This is a genomic window from Sphingomonas sp. CFBP8993, assembly GCF_034044895.1.
Classification (GTDB): Bacteria; Pseudomonadota; Alphaproteobacteria; order Sphingomonadales; family Sphingomonadaceae; genus Sphingomonas.
The window spans coordinates 331,611-353,258 of record NZ_JAXCWU010000004.1; the positions used below are offsets into that span (position 1 = coordinate 331,611).

At 67.3% G+C, this 21,648-nt stretch carries 18 protein-coding genes and 1 other annotated feature; of the genes, 7 read left to right on the forward strand and 11 right to left on the reverse strand.

Annotation, left to right across the window (positions count from 1 at the left end; genetic code table 11):
* Nucleotides 1–79 precede the first annotated feature (79 nt).
* Together gspD and SOM26_RS10375 are read right to left on the reverse strand one after the other, a co-directional pair.
* Nucleotides 80–2,317, reverse strand: coding sequence for a type II secretion system secretin GspD (gene gspD / locus SOM26_RS10370; protein ID WP_320452634.1), 2,238 nt, complete (start codon nucleotides 2,315–2,317; stop codon nucleotides 80–82).
* Complete coding sequence (locus tag SOM26_RS10375; protein WP_320452635.1) at nucleotides 2,314–3,150, reverse strand: type II secretion system protein N; 837 nt, start codon at nucleotides 3,148–3,150, stop codon at nucleotides 2,314–2,316. The genes gspD and SOM26_RS10375 overlap by 4 nt, the downstream gene beginning before the upstream one ends.
* 124 nt (nucleotides 3,151–3,274) lie before the next feature.
* Between SOM26_RS10375 and SOM26_RS10380 the strand changes: the two genes are divergently transcribed.
* Nucleotides 3,275–3,946, forward strand: a complete 672-nt coding sequence (locus tag SOM26_RS10380) for a prolyl hydroxylase family protein (RefSeq protein ID WP_320452636.1) — start codon at nucleotides 3,275–3,277, stop codon at nucleotides 3,944–3,946.
* A 264-nt stretch (nucleotides 3,947–4,210) separates the two neighbouring features.
* Here the strand turns inward: SOM26_RS10380 and SOM26_RS10385 are convergent, their stop codons facing one another.
* From SOM26_RS10385 to SOM26_RS10395, 3 genes are all read right to left on the reverse strand, one after another.
* Nucleotides 4,211–7,051 carry a TonB-dependent receptor domain-containing protein gene (locus SOM26_RS10385; RefSeq protein ID WP_320452637.1) on the reverse strand — a complete coding sequence of 947 codons (2,841 nt, stop codon included), beginning with the start codon at nucleotides 7,049–7,051 and terminating at the stop codon, nucleotides 4,211–4,213.
* A gap of 114 nt (nucleotides 7,052–7,165) precedes the next feature.
* Nucleotides 7,166–8,797: a beta-helix domain-containing protein gene (locus tag SOM26_RS10390; RefSeq protein ID WP_320452638.1), complete on the reverse strand. Its 1,632-nt coding sequence runs from the start codon at nucleotides 8,795–8,797 to the stop codon at nucleotides 7,166–7,168.
* 358 nt (nucleotides 8,798–9,155) lie between these two features.
* Nucleotides 9,156–9,317 (reverse strand): hypothetical protein, encoded by a 162-nt coding sequence (locus tag SOM26_RS10395; RefSeq protein ID WP_320452639.1) that lies wholly within the window; start codon nucleotides 9,315–9,317, stop codon nucleotides 9,156–9,158.
* A 307-nt stretch (nucleotides 9,318–9,624) separates the two neighbouring features.
* Nucleotides 9,625–9,680, forward strand: a sequence feature (sul1 is cis-regulatory element that is thought to sense ions involved in sulfur or methionine metabolism; They are found in Alphaproteobacteria).
* A gap of 57 nt (nucleotides 9,681–9,737) precedes the next feature.
* Between SOM26_RS10395 and SOM26_RS10400 the strand changes: the two genes are divergently transcribed.
* Nucleotides 9,738–11,228 (forward strand): SulP family inorganic anion transporter, encoded by a 1,491-nt coding sequence (locus SOM26_RS10400; RefSeq protein WP_320452640.1) that lies wholly within the window; start codon nucleotides 9,738–9,740, stop codon nucleotides 11,226–11,228.
* A gap of 47 nt (nucleotides 11,229–11,275) precedes the next feature.
* On the opposite strand, the gene SOM26_RS10405 is transcribed toward SOM26_RS10400, so the two are convergent.
* Nucleotides 11,276–11,644, reverse strand: coding sequence for a DUF4440 domain-containing protein (locus SOM26_RS10405; protein WP_320452641.1), 369 nt, complete (start codon nucleotides 11,642–11,644; stop codon nucleotides 11,276–11,278).
* Nucleotides 11,645–11,678: 34 nt separating this feature from the next.
* On the reverse strand, nucleotides 11,679–11,825 hold the full coding sequence (locus SOM26_RS10410) for a hypothetical protein (protein WP_320452642.1): 147 nt from the start codon (nucleotides 11,823–11,825) through the stop codon (nucleotides 11,679–11,681).
* Nucleotides 11,826–11,944: 119 nt separating this feature from the next.
* Here SOM26_RS10410 and SOM26_RS10415 point away from each other — a divergent pair, with 119 nt between their 5' ends.
* Nucleotides 11,945–12,805: a type 1 glutamine amidotransferase gene (locus tag SOM26_RS10415; protein ID WP_320452643.1), complete on the forward strand. Its 861-nt coding sequence runs from the start codon at nucleotides 11,945–11,947 to the stop codon at nucleotides 12,803–12,805.
* Between the two features lie 25 nt (nucleotides 12,806–12,830).
* On the opposite strand, the gene SOM26_RS10420 is transcribed toward SOM26_RS10415, so the two are convergent.
* Together SOM26_RS10420 and SOM26_RS10425 are read right to left on the reverse strand one after the other, a co-directional pair.
* On the reverse strand, nucleotides 12,831–14,330 hold the full coding sequence (locus SOM26_RS10420) for an FAD-dependent oxidoreductase (protein WP_320452644.1): 1,500 nt from the start codon (nucleotides 14,328–14,330) through the stop codon (nucleotides 12,831–12,833).
* A gap of 35 nt (nucleotides 14,331–14,365) precedes the next feature.
* Nucleotides 14,366–14,935 carry a Dps family protein gene (locus tag SOM26_RS10425; RefSeq protein ID WP_320452645.1) on the reverse strand — a complete coding sequence of 190 codons (570 nt, stop codon included), beginning with the start codon at nucleotides 14,933–14,935 and terminating at the stop codon, nucleotides 14,366–14,368.
* Between the two features lie 208 nt (nucleotides 14,936–15,143).
* Between SOM26_RS10425 and SOM26_RS10430 the strand changes: the two genes are divergently transcribed.
* Together SOM26_RS10430 and SOM26_RS10435 are read left to right on the forward strand one after the other, a co-directional pair.
* A complete protein-coding gene (locus tag SOM26_RS10430) occupies nucleotides 15,144–16,493 on the forward strand; it encodes an alpha/beta hydrolase (protein WP_320452646.1) in 1,350 nt (449 codons plus the stop codon).
* Nucleotides 16,490–18,028: a GMC family oxidoreductase gene (locus tag SOM26_RS10435; protein WP_320452647.1), complete on the forward strand. Its 1,539-nt coding sequence runs from the start codon at nucleotides 16,490–16,492 to the stop codon at nucleotides 18,026–18,028. Before SOM26_RS10430 ends, SOM26_RS10435 begins: the two co-directional genes overlap by 4 nt.
* Nucleotides 18,029–18,062: 34 nt before the next feature.
* On the opposite strand, the gene SOM26_RS10440 is transcribed toward SOM26_RS10435, so the two are convergent.
* Nucleotides 18,063–19,595 carry a DHA2 family efflux MFS transporter permease subunit gene (locus SOM26_RS10440; RefSeq protein ID WP_320452648.1) on the reverse strand — a complete coding sequence of 511 codons (1,533 nt, stop codon included), beginning with the start codon at nucleotides 19,593–19,595 and terminating at the stop codon, nucleotides 18,063–18,065.
* On the opposite strand from SOM26_RS10440, the gene SOM26_RS10445 reads away from it, so the two are divergent.
* Nucleotides 19,543–20,793, forward strand: a complete 1,251-nt coding sequence (locus tag SOM26_RS10445; RefSeq protein WP_320452649.1) for a type III polyketide synthase — start codon at nucleotides 19,543–19,545, stop codon at nucleotides 20,791–20,793. The two genes, SOM26_RS10440 and SOM26_RS10445, sit on opposite strands and share 53 nt — an antisense overlap.
* Nucleotides 20,790–21,308, forward strand: coding sequence for an isoprenylcysteine carboxyl methyltransferase family protein (locus SOM26_RS10450; RefSeq protein WP_320452650.1), 519 nt, complete (start codon nucleotides 20,790–20,792; stop codon nucleotides 21,306–21,308). Before SOM26_RS10445 ends, SOM26_RS10450 begins: the two co-directional genes overlap by 4 nt.
* On the opposite strand, the gene SOM26_RS10455 is transcribed toward SOM26_RS10450, so the two are convergent.
* A complete protein-coding gene (locus tag SOM26_RS10455) occupies nucleotides 21,271–21,531 on the reverse strand; it encodes a hypothetical protein (protein WP_320452651.1) in 261 nt (86 codons plus the stop codon). The genes SOM26_RS10450 and SOM26_RS10455 overlap by 38 nt on opposite strands.
* Nucleotides 21,532–21,648: the final 117 nt, after the last annotated feature.

Sequence of the window (21,648 nt, forward strand, 5' to 3'; positions counted from 1 at the left end):
CCCATCCCCTCCCGCCTGCGGGAGGGGTGTGCCCAGCGGCAGGGGCACGGTATCTCCCGTGGTGATGGGCTGTTCCTGTTCAGTCACGGCGCTTGATCGGTTCGACCGGCTTGGCGATGGGAACGGCGATGCGCGGGTCCTCGATATTGCCGGGCATCGGCGCGCGCGGGATCGGCGGCGCGGCGTTCATGTAATCGCGGACCAGTTCGTCGATCGACGGCTCGACGCCCGGCTGGGCATAACCCTGCAACTGGCGGAGATAGCCATAACGCTGTTCGGTGACGCGGCGACTGTCCTCCGGCGTGCGCAGGATGGTGGGGCGGATAAAGACCATCAAATTGGTCTTCGATCGGCTGCGCGCCTTGGACCGGAACAGCGCGCCCAGCCCCGGAATGTCGCCGAGCAGCGGGATCTTCTCGATCGTGCGCCGCTCGTTATCGTCGAGCAGGCCGCCGATGACGGTGATCTGGCCGTCGTCGGGGGTGAAGACATTCTCGAACGCGCGCTTGTTGAGGATCAGTTCGCTATTGTTGCTCGACACCGGCCCGGCGATGGAGCTGACCTCCAGCCGCACGTACAGTTTCAGCGAGCCGCCCGCGTTCACCTGCGGCTTTACGTCGAGCTGGATACCGACATTCTGGCGCTGCACGGTGCGGAAGGCATTGTCGAAATTGTTCGACAGCGCCTGGCCGGTCGTTACCGGGATTTCCTGGCCGACCAGGCTGTGTGCCTGCTGATTGTCCAGCGTGATGATATGCGGCACTTGCAGGAGGTTCGACGTAGTGTCGCTCTTCACCGCGTTGATGATCGCGCCGAACACCGTGTCGCCGACCTGCCCGCCCCAGCCCGCAAAGCCGCCGGTGGTGCCCAGGATCGACTGCACCGCCGACTGGGTGAGCTGGTTGAACGAGGCGTTGGGGACGTTGGTTTCGGTGCGCGTGCCGTCGGGGGCGACGACGACGGTGCGGTTGCCGCCCAGCGTCTGCGCGCCCACCGCACCCGCGATCTGGAGGATGTTGGGCGCGGTGTTGCCATAGGTCGAAGCGGCGAAGGCGCCGCCCGACAGGCTGCCAAGCAGGAATTGCGCGCCCAGCCGCCGCGCGGTCTGGTCCGACACCTCGGCCACGATCGCCTCGATCAGCACCTGTTCGCGGCGCACGTCGAGTTGGCGCACGACCTCGCTGATCTGACGCTGGATATCGGCGGGACCGGCGATCACGATGGCATTGGCGCCGACGAAGCGGGTCACGACCGCCGCCGTCCGTCCCCCTTGCGTGCTGATCGCGGGCGGCTGGCCGTTCTGGCCGCCCGCGCCCGGCGCGTTCGCCGATTGCGGCTGGGCGACCGGCTGGATACGCTGCGCGATCGAGGTGCCCGCGGCCGATCCCGCCTGGGAATTGGTTTGGGTAAAGCTGCCGCGCGACAGGGTGGTTTCCTGGACCGGATCAGGCGTCTGGCCGACCAGTTGCTGAAGCACGGGCAGGAGCTGCTCGGCATCGGCATTTTCCAGGAAGACGACGCGGATCTCGGTCCCGCTCTTGGCCTTGTTGTCCAGGTCGATCGCGATCTGGGCGAAGCGCGACACGCTCGACGGATCGCCGCGCAATGCGATCGAGTTGGAGCTGTCGATGGCGACCACCGACACGCCGGTGCCCCCCGGGGCCGCACCGCCGCCCTGCGCGCCGCCGCCCGCACCGCCCGCCAGCGTCTGCAGCGCGGTCGCGATTTCCCGCGCGCCCGCATTGCGTAAGCCGATGACGCGGGTCGAGGCATTGTCGGCGTCGATCCGGCGGACCACTTCGCGGATACGGCGGATATTGTCGGCGAAGTCGACCACGACCAGGCTGTTGCCCGCGCGGTTCGCCGTCACCGATCCTTGCGCGCTGACCAGCGGGCGCACCGTCTCCAGCGCGCTCGGCGCGTCGATCGCGCGCAGGCGGATGATCTCGGTCACGTAAGAATTGCGGTTCGCCCCCGCCGAGCCGATCCGGCTCGGCTGCGACGCGGCGTTGTCGATCGGCTGGACGCGGAACGCCCCGCCCGAAGTCGGCACCGCGACGAGGCCGTTGGAGCGCAGCGTCGACAGGAAAATCTCGAAATATTCGGATCGGGACAGCGGCCGGTCGGTCACCACCGTCACCTCGCCGTTCACCCGGCTGTCGATGATGAAGGTCCGCCCCGTCACCTTGGCGGCATCGGCGATGAAGGCGCGGATATCGGCGTCGCGGACGTTCAGCGTGGTCTGGGCATGCGCACCTGCGGCGAGCGCGATGGCCAGGACTGACGCGAGGACCGAACCGGGGACGAGCTTCTTCATGGCCGTGGTGCCGCAATCTGAAGGGAGAGCGGCAGCGTCTGATCGCCCCGCTCGACCGTGATGGAAAGAGAACCGCCCTGTGCGAAATCCGCCGCCAGACGGTCAAGGTCGCCCGGCCCCGTGACGGGACGTCCGCCGAGCGCGGTGACGATATCGCCCTCGCGCAGGCCCGCCGCACGGAACGCCGCGCCCGAACCCTGCGACCGGACGACAAGGCCCGAGATACGGCCGCCGTCGAGCCGGGGGATGAAGCCGATATCGCTGCGCACCTGCGCGATCGCCACGCCGCCCTGCGCCGGAACGGTCCCGGCTGGCGGTGCGGGGGGCGCGCCTGCGCCAGTGGCGGCGGCGGGTGGGGCGTCCGACTGATCGATGTACAGATCCTCGGTCGCACCGCCCCGGTCGATCGTGACATGATCGAACGCAACCGACTTGAGCGTCACGCCGGGCTGGATCTCGTCGCCGACCGAGACCGATCGCTGCACGCCGTCCGGCCCCGCCAGGATCGCCGAACCACGTCCCGACGCCTCGTCGATGCGGGTGCCGAACAGCGTCAGTTGCAGGGTGGTGACGGCGGCGGGGGCACCCTGTTGCCCCTGCAACCGGAAGAATGGGTCGAAGCCCTCCAGGATGGCGGCGGGCGACCCCGCGATGGCCGGGGCGAGCGGGCGCCATTCGCCCAGCGGCGAGACGGGGGTGGCGATCACCCATAGCAGCCGCGCGCCCTGAACGGCGAGAACCGCCATCAGCGCCAGCTCGGCCACCGAATAGACATTCACGACCGGCAGGCGTCGCAACCAGCGACGTCCGCGCGCGTCGAGCCTCAACCGCATGAAATACACCCCGTCCGCATTTTCAGGCCCTAGGCATGGCATGTTACAGTCCTGCGTCAAAGCCTCGAAACATGTTCGTCACCTCGAAACATGATCGTCACAGGGGTTTTGCAGGGATGGACCGATGAACACCTCTTCCGACCCCATGCCGATGCTGGGCAACGGCCTCGACCCGACACCGATCGTCCAGCGGCTGGCCGCGACGCCGGGCGTGCAGCGACTGCCCGATCCCCGGCTGACGCTGTTCGTGAAGCGCGACGTCCTGCCGCCAGACCTGTGCGCCGCGCTAATGACCCGAATCGATGCGGTCCGCCGTCCCTCGACCATCGCCGATGCCAACGGCGATGCCGCCTATCGCACCAGCGAGACGGGCGACCTGCCCGCCGACGATCCGGCGGTGATCGAAACCGAGCGGCTGATCGCGATGCTGACCGGCCTGTCGGGCGAATATGGCGAACCGATCCAGGGCCAGCGCTATGCCGTCGGCCAGGAATTCAAGCAGCATACCGATTATTTCGAGCCCCAGGGCTTGGACTATCACCGCTACTGCGCCGTGTCGGGCAACCGGACCTGGACCGTGATGCTGTACCTCAACACGCCGGGTGCTGGTGGCGCCACGCGCTTCAAGGTGGTGGACAAGGTCATCCAGCCCGAACCCGGCAAGATGGTCGCCTGGAGCAATCGCCGCGCCGACGGCTCGCCCAACCCCGCCACGCTGCATCAGGCGATGAAGGTGCGCGCGGGGGCAAAGTACGTCATCACGAAATGGTATCGCGAGTTGCCCTGGCGGGGGTGAGGGTGTTGGTGGCTTTTAGCCTGCCACCTCCCCGCCCTGCGAGCGTCCGTTCGCACTGAGCGAAGTCGAAGTGCACGCCGGGGCTCTGAACTTGGCGAGGTGAATCCCTTGGGCTTCGACTTCGCTCAGCCTGAACGGACGTGGGGCTGGCCTCCGCTTCCTTTCACGCGCAGGGCCTTTTAAAACACAAGCCCGGCCAAACGCCAAAAGGCCGCCGCCCGGGTTCCCCGGACGACGGCCCTTCAACACCAATCCCCAAAAGGATCAGAAGGTCGTGCTGATCCCGAGCGAGAACACGCGACCCAGATTGTACCGGTTGAGATACACGAACCGGCCATTCCCGAAGTCCTGCCGCTCGTTATAGCGCGTGCGGGTCAGGTTGCGGGCTTCGGCCTTCAGCTCGAATTTGCCGCCCATCAGCTCGAAGCCCTGGCGTGCGACGACGTCCAGGCGGATGCCCGGTACTTCGACGATATCGGGCTGGAACCCGTTGCCCGACAGGTTGGACGGGCCGCGATTGGTCACGCGGTTGCTGGCATAGTTGAACAGCACCGTCACCTGCGACAGCGCGGCGGTGTCCTCGACGCCCAGTTGCAGGTTGACCAGATGGTCCGACTGGCCGGTCAGCGATGCGCCGTCGCGGAACAGCAGCCGCGCCGGACCGAAGCCCGAGGCGCAGCCCGCCAGGCCCGGCGACCCTTGCGCGGCCGCCGGATTGGGCACGCAGGACGCGTCGGCTTTGATCTGCGACTTGGTATAGGTGTAGTTCGCGATCGCGACGAGGCGGCGGGTGGCGAAGAAATCGCCGCCCAGCCCCGCCAGCGGCACATATTTCTGCAACTCGACTTCCGCACCGTAGAGCGTCGCCGAGGGCAGATAGGTGAAGCCCGTCTGCAACCGGTCGTCCGCGCCGGTGTAGAAGCCGACCTGCTCGATCGGGTTCTTGATCCGCTTGTAGAAGCCCGCCAGCGTGAAGCGCTGGTCGCGCGCATAGAACCATTCGTAACGCGCCTCGAGGTTCCACAACTCGCTGTCGCGCAGGTTCGGATTACCGAAGAACAGGCGGTCCGAATCCGGATCGCGGAACTGCTGCGGCGCGAGTTCGCGGAACTGCGGGCGCGAGATGGTCTTCGCGCCACTCGCGCGAAGCTGCATGTCGGCGGCGAAGTTCCAGGTCAGCGTGCCCGCCGGCAGGAAATAGTTGTTCTTCAACCGCGTCGTCGCGCTCTGCACCGGCGTCACCGTCTCGATCGCCGTTTCGTAGCGCAGACCCGCCACCGCGCGCAGACCGTCGGCCACTTCCGATTCCGCCTGCACGTAACCGGCATGGACGTTCAGCTTGGCGTCGTACGCATAGGCGCCCGCCTGCGTCGAGAATTGCAGCTGGAGCGTACACGCCCCCTGCCCCCGCAACGGACAGGCATTGTTCACGACGTCCGGGCTCAGCAGATAGTCGGGACGATAGAGATTGTACGGGAAGCCCGGCGCGGTGCCCGCACCGTCGCTGGTCTGGTAGTTGAACTGAACACGGCTCGAATAGCGGTCCGTGCCCTGATAGAAATAACCGGTGCTCAGCGTGATCGGACGATCGCTGTCGATCTTGTAGGAAAGGTCGGCCTGACCGGTCCACAGATTCTCGTTCAATTCCGAGAAGATGATCGAGGCGAAGGGGGTGAAGCGCTGCGTTACCTGATATGCGCCGTTGCACTGGAACCCGCCCGCACCATTCGCACCGTCATAGCTGACGGGCAGGCCGTTGGTCGTGCGTGCCGCGCATAGATAGTCGAACTGGCGTTCGTACGGCGCATTGCGCTTCGAATTGGCGAAGGCGCCGCGCGCGTCGAACTTTAGCGCGTCGGTCAGCTTGAACTCGCCGACCAGTTGGCTTTCGATCAGCTGGCGTTCGAACCAGTTGGTGTTCTGCTGGAAGCGCAGGCCGCTGGCGTTGTTGTAGACTTCGGCCGCCGAACCGCGACCCTGCTTCAGCGTGTCGTGGATATACACGTTGGTCCAGCGCACCGTGTTGTCGCCGAACTCGTAACCCAGGCCGACCAGCGCGTTGGCGACGATGCGGTTGTCGGTCAGCAGCGTGCGGTAATCGTTGCGCAGCGTGCCGTCCGCCGACACCGAGTCCTGCTGGATCGCCGAGCGGGTGCGGAAGGTGTTGGAGAGCGATAGCGACGAGATCACGCCCAGCCGGTCGCTGCCGATGTCGAACACCGAACCGGCCGACAGCTCACCCGACAGGTTGGCGGGCAGCTGGTTGTTGCGCTGGAGCAGTGTGGTCGAGGCGTTGGACAGGCCGAGCAGCTGCGACGCGGGCACGATGCCCGAACCGCGCCCCGCCTGCACGTCGCGCACGAACTGCGGCACGCCGCGCGTGCCGTCGTCGAAGCCCAGCCAGTCGGCGTCGCCGCCGCGATAGGTGTAACCCAGCTCGCTGGTCGTCGCATCGTCGGCCGCGACCGTGAAGCCGCCCGAGATGAAGTTCTTGTTCGGGATCGCCTTGGTCGTCAGGTTGATGACGCCGCCGCCGAATTCGCCGGGATAATTGACCGAATAGGTCTTCTGGACCAGCGCCGAGCCGACGATGGTGGTCGGGAAGATGTCGAGCGGGACCGAACGGCGCAGCGGCTCGGGGCTGGGCAGCGGCGAGCCGTTGAGCAGCGACGAGGAATAGCGGTCACCCAAGCCACGGACATAGACGAAGCCGCCACCCACGACCGACAGGCCGGTGACGCGGGTCAGCGCGCCCGCAATGTCGCCCTCGCCCGTGCGCGCGATGTCGGCGGCGGACAGGACCGAGACGATCTGCGGCGTGGCGCGGATCGTGTTGGGGATGTTGCGACCGACGACCACGATCTCGTTGCTGGACGAGGCATCGACGCCGGGGGCCGAGATTTCGACCGGTTCTTCCGCCGACTGGCCGTCCTGCCCGGTCGGGGTCTGGCTCTGGGGAGTGGCCTGCCCGTCCGGGCTGGTCGCGGTGGTGCTCGTCTGCGCGGGCGCAGGCGTCGCCCCGCCCGCCGTCTGCGCGAGCAGCGCGGGCGCGACGAGTTGCGAGGTCAGCAGAAGGAGGGAGGCATAAGCGAGGCGTCGCTGCATGGCCGGGTCATCCCGTATCAGATTTTCATGGAGGAAAGCCGGGGCGGCGATGATCCGCCACCCCGGCTTGCCGAGAGCGCCCGGTGGAACCCTGGGCGCATGGTCAGCGGGGCCTTAGCGGCCGTTGCAGCTGAAATAGACCGAGGTGAAGACCGGCGGCCCGACGTCCTGCAGCGAAGCGTCCGCCCCCCGGATCGTGGTGCGACCCGAGCCCGAGCCTTCGCCCGCGATCAGGTTGATGCAGGCCACACCCGACTGGGTCGACTTAACGATGCCGTTGATGAAGGTCATGTCGGCACCACCGCGCAGGCGGATCGCCGCCGGCGCATTCGCGGTCTGGACGAAGGTGAAGTTGGCATAGCGGCCGAAGGTGCGCGGCAGCAGGTCCTCGGCATTGTTCGAGTCGATCTCGGTCGAGAAGCTGTCCGCCGTCGCGCCGATGGTGCGCTGCGCCGCGATCAGGAACTGCATGAAGCCGCGATAGCCATTGTCGATGTCGAAGCCGTCATCGTCCGCGCCGGTGATCGCGATATATTTCAGGTTCGACGTGCCGCCGAAGATCTCGATGCCGTCATCGGCCGAGTTGTGGCTCTGGATGTGATCCAGGACCGTACCCGAACCGGTGCCGCCCAGCGTCAGGCCCTGCAGCTCGTTGCCGTCCGAGATGGCGATGCCCGAGTAGCGGATCTGGACATAGGACATCTGGCCCGACGAGTCGGTCTGGTTCGCACCGCCGTAGAAGCGCCCCGTAACGCCCTCGATCGCCTGCTGGCAGGTGGTCGAGGTGCCGCCCGCATTGTTCGGGCCGGTGCCGGTGGCGCAGACCGCGGTCGGCGCGCGGCCGAGCAGGATGATGCCGCCCCACTGGCCCTGGCTGGCGTCGGACACGCCGTTGCTGACCAGGTTCTGCTGCGAGGTGAAGACGATCGGCGCGTCGCGGGTGCCGATCGCCGAGATCTTCGAACCACGATTGACGAGCAGCAGGTCGTTGGTCGCCTCGGTCGAGTCCGCCGCGATCACGACACCCGCCGCGATGGTCAGCGTGGCGCCGGTGCCACCGGTCGAACCCAGGTCGGTGCCGACTTCGGTCTGGCCGCGCAGGCGGTATACGATCCCTGCGATCTTCGGCAGCGTCAGGTCGCTGGTGATGTTCTGCGGCAGGCGGCAGAAACGCAAGGTGGGCGAGGACGAGCTGTTGGTGCCGTCATCGGTGGTGCCCGTCGGGCAGACCGAGGTCGCCGCCGCATAGGTGCCGATCGAGGGAACCGCGGTGCAGCGCGCGCCCGAGCCGCCGAATTCGGCCGAGGTCGAGTTGCAGGTCCAGCCCTGGAACGCGGTATCCGACGGGCCGTTGAGCGCGCCGACATAGTTGGTCGAGGTGAAGAAGCCGTTGATGATCGACGGATCGGCGGCGGTCATCAGCGAGGTGCTGCTGGTCGGATAGACGCCGTTCAGCGCGGCACCGGTGCCGTTGACGTTGTTGTTCGACCCTGCGTTCACGATCGCCAGCTGTTCGTCGGCGGTGATCGACACGGTGTTGACGGTGCTGACGGCGGCGAACTGCGCGGCCGTGATGTTGGCGGTCGGCGTCGGGGTGGGCGACGGCGTCGGCGTCGGCTGCGGTTGCACGATCACCACGCTGCCTGCGCCCGGCGATGCCACGCTGTCGGCTCCGCCGCACGCGGCAAGGGCCGCGCAGGCCGAGCTGGTCATGAGAATGAGGCCGAAGCGCTTGAAGCTCGCCATCGCCGAAAAACTCCCGATCTTGTCGTTGCCGTATCGGACGAAAAGCCGCCCGATGACCGACCGACCCCGAAGGGTCCCCCTGTCGATCCCGGACCGGGCGTTAGGCGCATCTCATGACGCCAAGATGCAGTTTGGAAGAAACTTTGGTGACAATACTGCGTCAATTTTGTGAAACCGGCGGACATGCTTGGGCCCCGCCGACAGAAGATTTTGTGCGTCGCGACAAGTTTGGCGAAGCCTTTTGCGGCAAACCGCGTTAATGGGGCCGCGAGGTCGAGCTTCCGCGCGTCCTCGACGCCCCGCTCAAGCTAGTGTCACTACGGATTGGGCGGGGCGTCCCTAATGCCCCCATACATCATCAGGTCAGCGAGGATTTGCGTTTCGGCGCATCCTGTCCCTCGGTGCTGTCCTGGCCCTTGTCCAGTGTGTCGCTGGGGCGGCGGGCATCGCCGTCGCGCTGATGCTCGGTCGACAAAATGGGGTCGCGGGTTTCGGTAGTCGGCTTGATCGGATCGGCCATGGTCGCTCTCCTCGGCGTTGCCTGGGGCGGATTGACATTCAGTCCCCTTTTCATTCCTCCCCTGCAAGGGGAGGGGGACCAGCGAAGCTGGTGGAGGGGTATCGCCGCTGGCGAGTGATCCCCAAACTTTCCAACCGGGACACCCCTCCGTCAGGGCTGCGCCCTGCCACCTCCCCTTCCAGGGAAGGAATGAAATGAATGTCGACCCGGCTTGGAAAGAACAGGGCCAATGCCCGCCGCGTTCCCGCACGATCCGCCTGACGACTTGCGCCAGCCCCCTCCCCTCGCCTATGGACCGGCCCATTCGCAAGGACCCGGTGAAATTCCGGGTGGCTATTCCGGCCGCCGATCCGCCGGACAACAACATGCACGAACGCCTCAAACGCCCAACGGCGTGCTGTTCCCTGTTGTGGGTTCTCAATGACATTCGATCTTTCGACCTATCGTCGCCAATGGTTTACCGATGCCGCCGCCGCCAGGCGCGACATCATGGCGGGCATCGTCGTCGCGCTCGCGCTGATTCCCGAAGCCATCGGCTTTTCCATCATCGCGGGCGTCGACCCGCGCGTCGGCCTTTATGCCTCGGTCGCGATCGCGATCGTCATCGCGCTGATCGGGGGGCGACCGGGCATGGTGTCGGCCGCCACCGCCGCCGTCGCCGTCCTGGTCGGCCCGCTGGTGCGCCAGCACGGCGTGGAATATCTGTTCGCCGCCACCATCCTGATGGGCCTGTTCCAGATCCTCGCCGGGCTGCTGCGCCTCGACCTCGTGATGCAGTTCGTTTCGCGATCGGTGATCACCGGCTTCGTCAACGCGCTCGCCATCCTGATCTTCATGGCCCAGCTGCCCCAGCTGACCCATGTCGGGTGGCAGACCTATGCCATGGTCGCGGGCGGCCTGGCCGTCATCTATGGCCTGCCGCGGATCACCCGCGCCGTGCCCTCGCCGCTGATCGCGATCCTGGTGCTGAGCGCGATCAGCATCGGGCTGGGCGTGCCAGTCAACACCGTCGGCGACATGGGCGCGCTGCCGCAAGGGCTACCCAGCCTGGTGCTGCCGCAGGTGCCGCTGACCCTCGACACGCTGCGCATCATCCTGCCCTATTCGCTGGCGATGGCGGCGGTCGGGTTGCTCGAGTCGCTGCTGACCGCGCAGATCGTCGACGACATGACCGACACCGACAGCGACAAGCGGCGTGAGTGCGCTGGGCAAGGCGGGGCGAACATCGTTGCCGCGCTGTTCGGCGGCATGGGCGGTTGTGCGATGATCGGCCAGTCGGTGATCAACGTCACGTCGGGCGGGCGCGGTCGTCTGTCGACCTTTGTCGCGGGTGCCTTTCTGCTGTTTCTGCTGGCGGTGCTCGGGCCATGGGTCGGCCGGGTGCCGATGCCCGCGCTCGTCGCCGTCATGATCATGGTGTCGATCGGCACCTTTAGCTGGAGCTCGATCCGCAACCTGCGCCGTCATCCCCCCACCTCGTCGGTCGTCATGCTGACCACGGTCGCGGTCGTCGTCGCCACCCGCGACCTGTCGCTGGGCGTGCTGGCGGGCGTACTGCTGTCGGGCATCTTCTTCGCGGGCAAGGTCCAGCGCATGTTCGCGGTCGAGCGCGACGCCACGGCCGAGCGGGCGACCTACCGCGTGACGGGCCAGATCTTCTTCGCCTCGGTCGAGCGTTTCACCCGCGCCTTTCGGTCGGACGAGCCCGCACGCCATGTCGTCATCGACGTCGGCGCGGCGCATTTCTGGGACATTTCGGGGGTCGGCGCGCTGGACCGGATCGTCGCGCGGCTGCGGCGCGACGGGCGGACGGTCGAAGTCGTCGGTTACAATCGGGCCAGCGCCGACCTGATCGACCGGTTCGCGCTGCACGACAAGACCGGGGTCGAGATGGGCCTGACCCCGCATTGACCGGTGGTCCGGTGCGCCGATCAGCGGCGCACCGGACCCGCATGGCCTCAATCGTGGGTCATGGCCTTGGCCAGCGCCGGCGTCTGCTGGTGCTGGACGACGCGCCAGACCTCATGCTCCAGGCGACGGATGGTCGAGGTGCAATGCGCCTCGTAACGCTCGTCACCGCGCTGCGCGGCGACGTGATAGCCGATCACGATCAACCCTTCCTGCGGCCGCGATGCCGTCCGCTCGGTCAGCTCGGCGCTGTCCCAGACAGGCGTGTCGGCAACCGCCGCGATCGCGTCTTGGCCGGTCAGCACGAAGGGCGGCTGCGGCAGCACCATGACGACTTCGGCGTCGACCTTTTCACGGTAATTGTCGGGACCCTCGGTCCACAGGCTCTCTTCGAAGTTCCAAAGGCGATCATCGTCCATCACATTCTCTCCCGTTGAAAATCTCTGAAAAATCTCAGGCGAAGTCGCCGAACTTGGCGGCTTCGTCCTCGACCCGTTCGGGGTCGACCGGCGGCTCTGACGCAGCCTGATCCGGCCGAACGTCGTCGTCGGGATCGGGGCGGACGTCCGGTGCGGGACCCTGTTTGTGGTTTTCGGTCATGTCGCTCGGGGGAACGCACCACGGGCGCGATGGAGCCTTGGCCGTGGAGCAAATCGTCGCCGTCTTTCGGCCGATCGTGTCCGGCATGCGTTGGGGGCGTTCCCGATCGAAAGGTGCCCGTGCCCCATTACCTCATCGCCCAGAGCGAACGCCCCGACGAACGCGAAGCCCGCCGCGCCCGGGCAGGCAAGAGTTCGGGCGAAACCTATGCCGCGACGCTTCGCCAGCTGGAGCCCGGCATCGCAACGACCATCGTGTCTCCGGCGGACGAGGATGCCGAGCCGATGTCGGTCGAGCGGCTCTGCAGCTTCGATGCGGTCTTCCTCACCGGCTCGCCCATGCACGTCTATGAGGACACCGCCCCGGTCCGCCGCCAGATCGCCTTCATGCGCTGCGTCTTCGCGGCGGGCGTGCCGTCCTTCGGCTCGTGCGCGGGATTGCAGATCGCGGTGACGGCGGCGGGCGGCCGGGTGCGCAAGATGCCGCAGCGGATGGAGGCGGCGATCGCCCGCCGGATCAGCGCCACGCCCGAGGGGCGCGACCATCCGCTGCTCGCCGGTCGCCCGCCCAGCTGGGACGCACCCGCCATCCATAGCGACGAGGTCTGCGAGCTGCCGCCGGGTGCCATCCTGCTTGCCGGCAACGCCGTCACCCGCGTTCAGGCCGCCGAGATCCGCCATGATCGCGGCGTCTTCTGGGGGGTGCAATATCACCCCGAACTGGCGCTGCGCGAGATCGCCATTGCGGTCGCCGCGCAGGCCGCCGAACTGGTCAAGTCAGGACTGGCGTTGCGGGAAAGCGATATCGAAGCTCGCGCCGCCGAGATCGATGCGCTGCATGACGATCCCGACAGCCGGTCACTTCGCTGGTCGCTCGGGGTGGATGGCGAATTCGCGGAGGAACGCCTGCGGCGGCGGGAGATCGTCAACTTCCTGAACCATGTCCGCCAGCAGCGCGGTGAAACCCCCTTGGCGGACTAGCGACGCCTTGCGTCGGCCGGACAGGTCAATCGCGTTCCCAGCGATGCTCCTGCTCCAGCGCGAAGACATCGCGCCCGGCGGTCAGCACCGCCTGATCGCGGCCGTCCTCGGCAAAGGTCACCGCAAAGTCGCGATCCGCGACCTTCCCGTCGATATGGCGGTCCTCGGGGCTTTCGACATGGCCGACATAGCGCAGGCTGAGGTCATAATGTCCCGACCAGAAGAACGGCACCGCATCATACGCATCGTCCGTCTGGCCCAACAGGTGCCGCGCCAGCCACTGGCCCATACGCTGCGCGACGACCCAATGCTCGACGCGGATCGGATGACCCAGCCGGGGATCGGGCGCATTGGCGATATCGCCGATGGCGTGGATGGCAGGATCGGAGGTACGCAGCATCGCATCGACCTGAACACCGCCGCCCGCCGTCTTGTCCGCCAGAACCAGCCCGGCCGCCTCCGCCAGCATGGTCCGGGGCTTTGCCCCCAACCCGGCGACGAGAATGTCGCCCGCCACCTGGCTGCCGTCATCCAGCATCGCACCATGCCCGTCCCACCGGGCGACGCGCCGACCGAGATGGAAGGTCACGCCCTTCGACTCGTGCAGCGACTGGATCATGCCGCCGACTTCGGGCCCGGCGGTCTTTTCCAACGGAAGATCGGCATCCGACACGACCGACACCGTCAAACCCCGCCCGACGAGCGACGCCGCGACCTCCAGCCCGATATAACTCGATCCGATCACCACGGCGGCCCCTGCCTGGTCCAGCGCGGCGATCAGGCGATCAGCGTCCGCCAGGCTGCGCACGACATGCACGTCCTGTCGGTCCGCGCCGTAGAAATCGGGCCGCATCGCCTCCGCACCGGTCGCCAGGACCAGCGTGTCGTAAGGAACCCGCTCGCCCGTGCCGAGCAAGACCGATTTGGCATCGCGATCGATCTTCGACACCGAGACGCCGGTGCGCAGATCGACGCCGTCCAGGCCCGGCAGCGTCAGGTCGTCGCGCTCCGCCTTGCCCGCCAGATATTGTTTCGAACAGAAGGTGCGGTCGTAGGGCGCATCGGCCTCTTCATCGAGGATGGTGACCGACGCCCCCGCACCGTGACGGGCCAGCATCTCGGCACAGGCATGACCGGCCGCGCCCGCACCGATGATCACCACCCGACCGACTGACGGAGTAGCCCCGGAGGCGGAAGGTTCGCCCGCTGCCGCGGCCGCAACCCGCACCTTGCCATCCTCCTCGACCACGTCGAAGCGGTCGAGCGGGGCAAAGGCGGGTGCGTCGACCGCCTCGCCCGTCGCAAGGTCGAACCGGGCGTGGTGGAACGGACAGCGAATGGTGCCGTCCGCCACGATGCCATCGGCCAGCGGCGCCTTCAAATGGGTGCAGATGCCCGACAGCGCGCAGACGCGGCCTTGATGGCGGACCAAGACCACATCCTGCCCGTCCAGCGTCCCGGCGACGATGCGCCCTTCCTCGAGCTCGGTGGAGGCGATGCCGTTCGCCAGATCACGTTCCGCCATCGCCGCCTCACCTCTTGCCCGAGAATTTCCGCTTGTCAGTCCGCGCGCTGGAGCGCCGTGGCGGCCAGATGCTCGCCGATGAACCATACCTGCGGCTCGCCGGTGCGGATGATGTCGCTGACCAGCAAGTCGTTGGTGCCGTCGTCGCCCGACTCGTCGGCGGTCTTGGCGCCCTCATGCGCTTCCTCGAGGACGATCTTGTGCGCCTCGAGCAGGCGCGCCAGCATCGTCGGCACGTCTTCGCGGCCGCGCGGCGGGCGTGGAATCTTGGTCATTTCCGCCACGTCGTGCGGCGTGGCGATGCTGATGCCGCCCAGCGACTGGATACGCTCGGCCACCATGTCGACCAGTTCGGCCTGCTTTTCATAATGCGTGTCGAGCAGCAGATGCAGCTGGTAGAAGGTCGCGCCCGACATCTGCCAGTGATGCTTCTTGTACAGGTCGCGCAGCATCATGGTGTCGGCCAGAACCTGGTTCAGGATCGACACGCTCTGCTTGCGGGCATTGTCGGACAGACCGAGCGGCAGGTCCTTCAGCGTCCCGAATGCCTGAATCTCGCGATATTCGATATTGTATTGCGGCTGTGCCTGATCAGTATCGGCCATGACGTCACTCCGTTCCTATGAGGTTCATGAAGGGATCGGGTGGCGAAGCGCATGATGATGCGTGATGTTCCATAAATTCGGCGATAGCGGTATCGGACCCTGCTCAGCCGATCATGATGCAAATTAATTTCAATACAGCGGTCACGGACGGGAACGCTCCCGCTCCGGCGGGCGTCCAGCATGGGATTTTCCCCCCGGACGAGGCCGCATGACCCAACCAACCCTGGTTTTTCTTCACGCTCTTGGCGCCAGTGGCCGGGAATGGGATCTGGTGCGCCGTCACCTGCCCGACCTGCCCGCCATCGCGATCGACTTGGCCGGCTTCGGCGACAATGCCGATCAGGGTTACAGGGATGTGATGGCGATGGCCGATGGGCTGGCCGACACGATCCGCGAACACCGGCTGACGGCGGGCGTCCTGGTCGGGCACAGCATGGGCGGCAAGATCGCCACCTTGGTCGCCGCCCGGGCCGAGGCTGGCGAAGCCGGGCTGGCCGGTGTTGTCGGCGTGGTGCTGGTCGCCGCCTCCCCGCCCTCGCCCGAGCCGATCGAGGATGACCGGCGCGCGCAGATGATCGGCTGGGTCGCGGATGGTCCGGTCGGGCGCACGGACGCCGAAACCTTTGTCGACGCCAACACCGCCGCGCCACTGCCCGAGCCGCTTCGCGAACAGGCGATGGCCGATGTCCGGCGGTCCAGCCGGGAGGCATGGCTCGGCTGGCTGGAACGGGGCAGCCGCGAGGATTGGAGCCGGCAGGCCGGGACCATCGCGATGCCCGCCCTGATCGTGGCGGGCAGCGAGGACGGCGATCTGGGCGAGGAGGCGCAGCGGCGGCTGAACCTGCCCCATTATGCCGCGGGCGAGGTGCGCGTGGTCGAGGGTGCGGCGCATCTGATCCCCTATGAACAGCCCCAGGCGCTGGCCGATCTGATCGCCGGGCATGTCGCGGCGCTGTCGCCGACTCTGTTGCCGCCGGGTTTCGTCCGCTTGCTGGATTCCGACCGGGTCAGCCAGCGGACACGCACCGCGATGCTGGCGCGCACGCGCCCGGTCGCCGATCGTGACGCAGGGTGGACCGATACCGAGCTGACCACCGTCGTCGCGCTGGTGGCGCATGTCCTGCCCGATTGCCGCGATGCCCGTGACCTGGCCCGCCGGATCGGCGCGGGCCTGAACGGCGCGGGCGATGGTTGGCGCTTTGCCGACCTGCCCCCCGACCGCGAGGCATGGACGCGCGGGCTGGCGACACTGGATACGCTGGGCGGCGGTTTCACGACCCTCGATCACGCCGCGCAGGCCGCACTGCTGGAACGCATCGCCGCCGGGGATGCGGGAAGCGAGGACGACACGCGGCTTTCGGCCCACCAGATGATGCTGTGGTTCCAGGATGTCCGCGCCGAGATCGTTCGCCAGTGGATGGCCACCCCGGCCGCCATGGCCGCGATCGGCTATGACGGTTTCGCGGTCGGCGGCGATGGCCCGCGCAAACAGGGTTACACCCGCACCGCTGCCGCCGACATCGAACAATGGCAGCACGCCCCGGAGACGACCGCATGACCCGCCCCCCTTATGCCGAGCAGGACGTCGTCGATGCCGTGGTCATCGGCACCGGCGCGGGCGGTGCGCCCCTGCTGGCGCGTCTGGCCGAGGCGGGCCTGTCCGTCGTGGCGCTGGAGGCCGGGCGTGCCTTTCGCCCCGACGAGCATGTCGCCGACGAGATGGCGGCCGACATCTACTGGATGGAGGAGCGGCTGAGCGGCGGCGCGGACCCGACCGCCTTCGGCTCGAACAATTCGGGCATGGGGGTCGGCGGCTCGACGCTGCACTGGGGCGCCTTTTGTCCCCGCCCCGATGCGCGCGACCTGCAGTTGCGGACGCTGACCGGCCAGGGTGCGGACTGGCCGATCCCCCATGCCGAGCTGATCGCCTATATCAAGGAGGTCGAAGGGTTTACCGGCGTGTCCGGCCCCGCCCGCTATCCATGGGACGACAGCCGCCGCTATGCCTATCCACCGGTCGCGCGCAATGCCTCGGCCGATGCGATGGCGCGCGGGTGCGCGGCGCTGGGCATCACCGCCACCGACGCGCCTGCCGCGCTGGTTTCGCGTGATCGCGATCAGCCGCATTGGGGCCAGCGCCAGGCGTGCGTGAGTTGCGGCACCTGTCACCAGGGTTGCCGCAACGCCGCCAAGACCAGCATGGATACCAGCTATCTGCCCATGGCCATCGCGCACGGGGCCGAAATCCGCGCCGAGGCCCGCGTCGTGTCGTTCGAACAGGACCAGCAAGGGCGGATCACCGCCGTCGTCTATCGCCAGCACGGCCAGGAACACCGCCAGCGGTGCAAGGCGGTGTTCCTGTGCGCGGGCGGCGTGGAAAGCCCGCGCCTGCTGCTGAACCTGGGGCTCGCCAATTCCAGCGGACAGGTCGGCCGCAACTTCATGGCGCATGTCGCCACCCAGGTCTGGGGCCGGTTCGAGGCCGAGATGCGGATGAACCGGGGCTACCCCTCGTCGCTGATCACCGAGGATCTGATGCGGCCCGAGGATGCCGATTTCGTCGGCGGCTATCTGATCCAGAGCCTGGGCGTCCTGCCGGTCAATCTGGCGACCGGGCTGGCGCGCGGTGCGGGCATGTGGGGCCAGCGGCTTCAGAACCTGCTCCACGGCTATAACCGCATGGCGGGGATCGGGATCAACGGCGACTGCCTGCCGCATCCGGACAACCGCCTGACCCTGTCGGACGAAACCGACGCCTTCGGCCAGCGCAAGGCGCGGATCGATTTCAGCTATCACGCCAACGAACGCGCCATCGACCGCCATTCGCGTGACACGATGACCGCGATCTGGGAAGCGGCGGGCGCCAGCGACATCTTCGCGGTCGACCGCTCGGCGCACACCATCGGCACCTGCCGCATGGGCGACAATGGCGACGAAGCGGTGGTGGATGCCGATGGCCGCAGCTTCGACATCCCCAACCTGCTGATCTGCGACAATTCGGTGTTCCCGAGCGCGCTGGCCGCAAACCCTGCGCTGACGATCATGGCGATGAGCCTGCGCACCGCCGACCGGTTCCTGGCGGCGGGCCGGTGATGGGACAGGCCGGGGACTCCGGGTTCCCGGCCGCTCATTCGGTCGGCGTGCGGCGTACCCAGAAGACGGCGATCAGGGCGATCGCGGTCAATATTCCACACATCGCCCAGGCCGCATTGATCGATGGCACCAGCGCGGCCTTTTCCACCAGCGGCCGCACCATCTCCATGGCGAAGTCGTCGACCGGCTGTCCGCGCTGCTCCAGAAAGGCGTCCTTTGGAATGCCGATGCGCAACGCGGTGTCGAGGTCGCCCGCCTGAAGCTGGCCGGCGATATGGCGGCCCTCGGTCGCCGCCCGGCTGAAGATCATCGTGTCGACCAGTGCCAGTCCAACCGCGCCGCCCAGATTGCGCATCAGGTTGAACAGCCCGCTGCCATCGGCGACCAATGTGCGTGGCAGGCGGCCCAGCGCCATGCGGGTCGGCGGCAACAGGCAGAACATGATCGCCGCCCCACGCACGATCTGCGGCAGGATCATCGCATGGAAGTCGGTCTGCGCCGTCTGCCCCATGCTCATCAGCAGGCCGACCGCGAACAACGCGAAGCCGAAGGCGGTCAGCCAGCGCGGATCGAAGCGCCGCTCCGCCCACACCGCGATCGGCGCGGTCACGAGTTGCGCGATGCCGGTGACCAGCATGATCTCCCCGATGCGCAGCGCGCCGTGCCCGCGCACCAGCCCCAGGAAGAAGGGCATGAGATAGGTCGAACCGAACAGGCCGAAGCCCAAGACGAAGCTGAACAAACATCCGATGGCGAAATTGCGGTCGGCAAAGCACCGCAACTCGACCAGCGGCGACGCCGCACGCCACGTCCGCATGACAAAGCCGATGCCGCACGCGATGAAGACCACCAGCAGGCCCAGCACCCGCGCATCGCCCCAGCCCCGCGTCGGCGCATCCTTCAACCCGATCTGCAACGCGACGAGCGCGGCGGCGAGCAGGACCAGCGCCACGATATCGATCGCACGGGCGACCCCCGATCGCTCGACCGCCGCCTGCCCCCGCAACAGCCAAGCTACGCCGATCGCCGCGGCGATGCCCGGCACGATGTTGATGCGGAACAGCCAGTGCCATGAAAAGGACTGCGTCACCCAACCGCCGACGATCGGCCCGATGGTGGGCGCCAGCACCGCCGCCACCCCGGCTATGGTGGTCGCCAGCCCCTGCACGCGTACCGGGAACAGCAGGAAGACGGCGGAGAACACGATGGGGATCAGCGTACCGCCCGAAAAACCCTGGACGACGCGCCACAGGATCAGGCTCTCGAAATGGTCGCTCATCGCACAGCCGATCGAGGCGAGCGTGAACAGGCTGACCGCGCCGACGAACAGCCGCCGCATCCCCAGCACGTCGGTGAGATAACCCGTCAGCGGAATCGCGACGATCTCGGCGGTCAGGTACGCGGTCTGGATCCACACCATCTGGTCGGTCGGAATCCGCAGCGCGGCCTGGATCGTGGGCAGCGAGGTCGCGACGATCTGCACGTCCAGGATCGCCATGAACATGCCCAGGCACATGAACGTGAAGCCCGCCCAGGCGGCCAGCCCGGCCTTTTGCGGTTCGGCCATGGACGATGCGACCGCCGCTGTCCTGTCGTCGCTTCGCATACCCTCGGTCCGCCCTTCTATTTCGCGACAGGATGAACCAGCCGCGACGCGGATCGTTGCGCACCAGTATCCATTTCCGCCGGTCGCCCGGCTACTCGGACGGTGCATGTCTCAACCGGTTGCCCTTTTGTCGCTTGCGGCGCGCACGCCCCGCCATCGACTCTCCCAGGATCAGGCCCTCGCCACCGCACGTGAGCTGATCGGCGATCGCTTCACCGATTTCGATCGGCTGGCTCCGGTCTTCGCCAATGCGGGCATTGCCGAGCGTCAGCTGGCCATGCCGCTCGACTGGTATCGCACCCCCCGCTCGTTCGAGGAGCGCAGCGCCGCCTATCTCGACGTGGCGCTCGACCTGTTCATCGCGGCCGCCAGTGCCGCGCTGGACGAAGCGGGGGTGACGGCGGATCAGGTCGATACGATCGTCACCGTCTCGTCGACCGGGATCGCGACGCCCAGCCTGGAGGCGCGCGCCATGGCGCGGCTGGCGTTTCGGAACGATGTCCGCCGCGTGCCGGTCTTCGGCCTGGGCTGTGCAGGCGGTGCCACCGGGCTGGCGCTGGCCGCCGATCTTGCGCGGGCGCGGCCGGGATCGACCGTGTTGTTCGTGACGGTCGAACTGTGCAGCCTCGCCTTGCGGACCAACGGCGCGGACAAGGCCGACCTGATCTCGACCGCGCTGTTCGGCGACGGTGCGGCGGCCTGCCTGTTGCGGGCCGGGGCGCAGGGCTTCGCTCGCTTGGTCGGCAGTGCGGAGAAGACGTGGAACGACACGCTCGACATCATGGGCTGGCGCACCGAGGAAACCGGTCTGGCCGTGGTCCTGAACCGCGCCATCCCCGCCTTTGTCGAGCTCGAGATGCGCCAGGCGGTGACCGAGATGCTGGGCGCACAGGGGCTGGCGCTGTCCGACGTCGATCGCTTCATCTGCCATCCGGGTGGCGCGCGCGTGCTGGAGGCGTTGGAAAACGCGCTCGAACTGGAACGCGGTGCGCTGGCGGAGGAACGCTCGGTCCTTCACGACCATGGCAACATGTCCGCACCGACCGTGCTGTTCGTGCTGGACCGGTATCGCCGACAGGGCCTGCCGCCCCGTTCGGTCCTGAGCGCGCTGGGGCCGGGCTTCACCGCCTCCTTGCTGGTGCTGGAGTGCGACCGATGATCCTGCCCTATGCCATCATGGCGTTCGTCACGCTCCAGCGCCTGAGCGAACTGGTCATCGCCAAACGCAATACCGCACGGCTGATGGCGGCGGGCGCGCGCGAATATGGCGCGAATCACTATCCGGTGATGGTGGCCATGCACACCGCCTGGCTGCTCGCTCTGTGGTTCAGCGTCGGTGACCGGCCGATATCCTGGCCGCTGCTACTGGTCTTCGTGGTGTTGCAGGGGATGCGGATCTGGGTGCTGGCGACACTGGGTCCGCGCTGGACCACGCGGATCATCGTCCTGCCCGGCGTGTCGCTGGTCGCCAAGGGGCCGTTCCGCTTTCTGCGCCATCCGAATTACGCCGTGGTCACGGCCGAGATCGCGGTCCTGCCGCTGACCTTCGGGCTGGTCGGCATCGCCGCGCTGTTCACGATACTCAACGCGGCGATGCTCTATGTCCGGATCGGCGCGGAGAATCGCGCGCTGGGGCTCAACGCCGGGGCGACGCCGCCTCACGCTCGGCCTTGATCCGCAACATGGCGGCGTGACAGGTCGGCGAGGTCTGTTCGATCTTCTGGATCATGCAGCCCTCGACCTTCTTGCGGCTCATCGACTTCATTTCCATCGGACACAGCCGCCGCGCCTCGGCGACACAGGCCTTCTTGCCCTGATCGGGGGCCCCTTGCGCCGCCGCGATACCCGGCGACAGGATCAGCAGGGCGGCACCCAGGGCGAAAGGAATGTGGGTCATTGCGGAAACCTCATGATGGCCGGGTGATCGCGCCACCCCTTCTCCAATACGCATCGCACCGGGAAAAAGGCGCATGGGCGCAAGATGACGGGGTGATGGTCATGAAGCTTGGGGAAC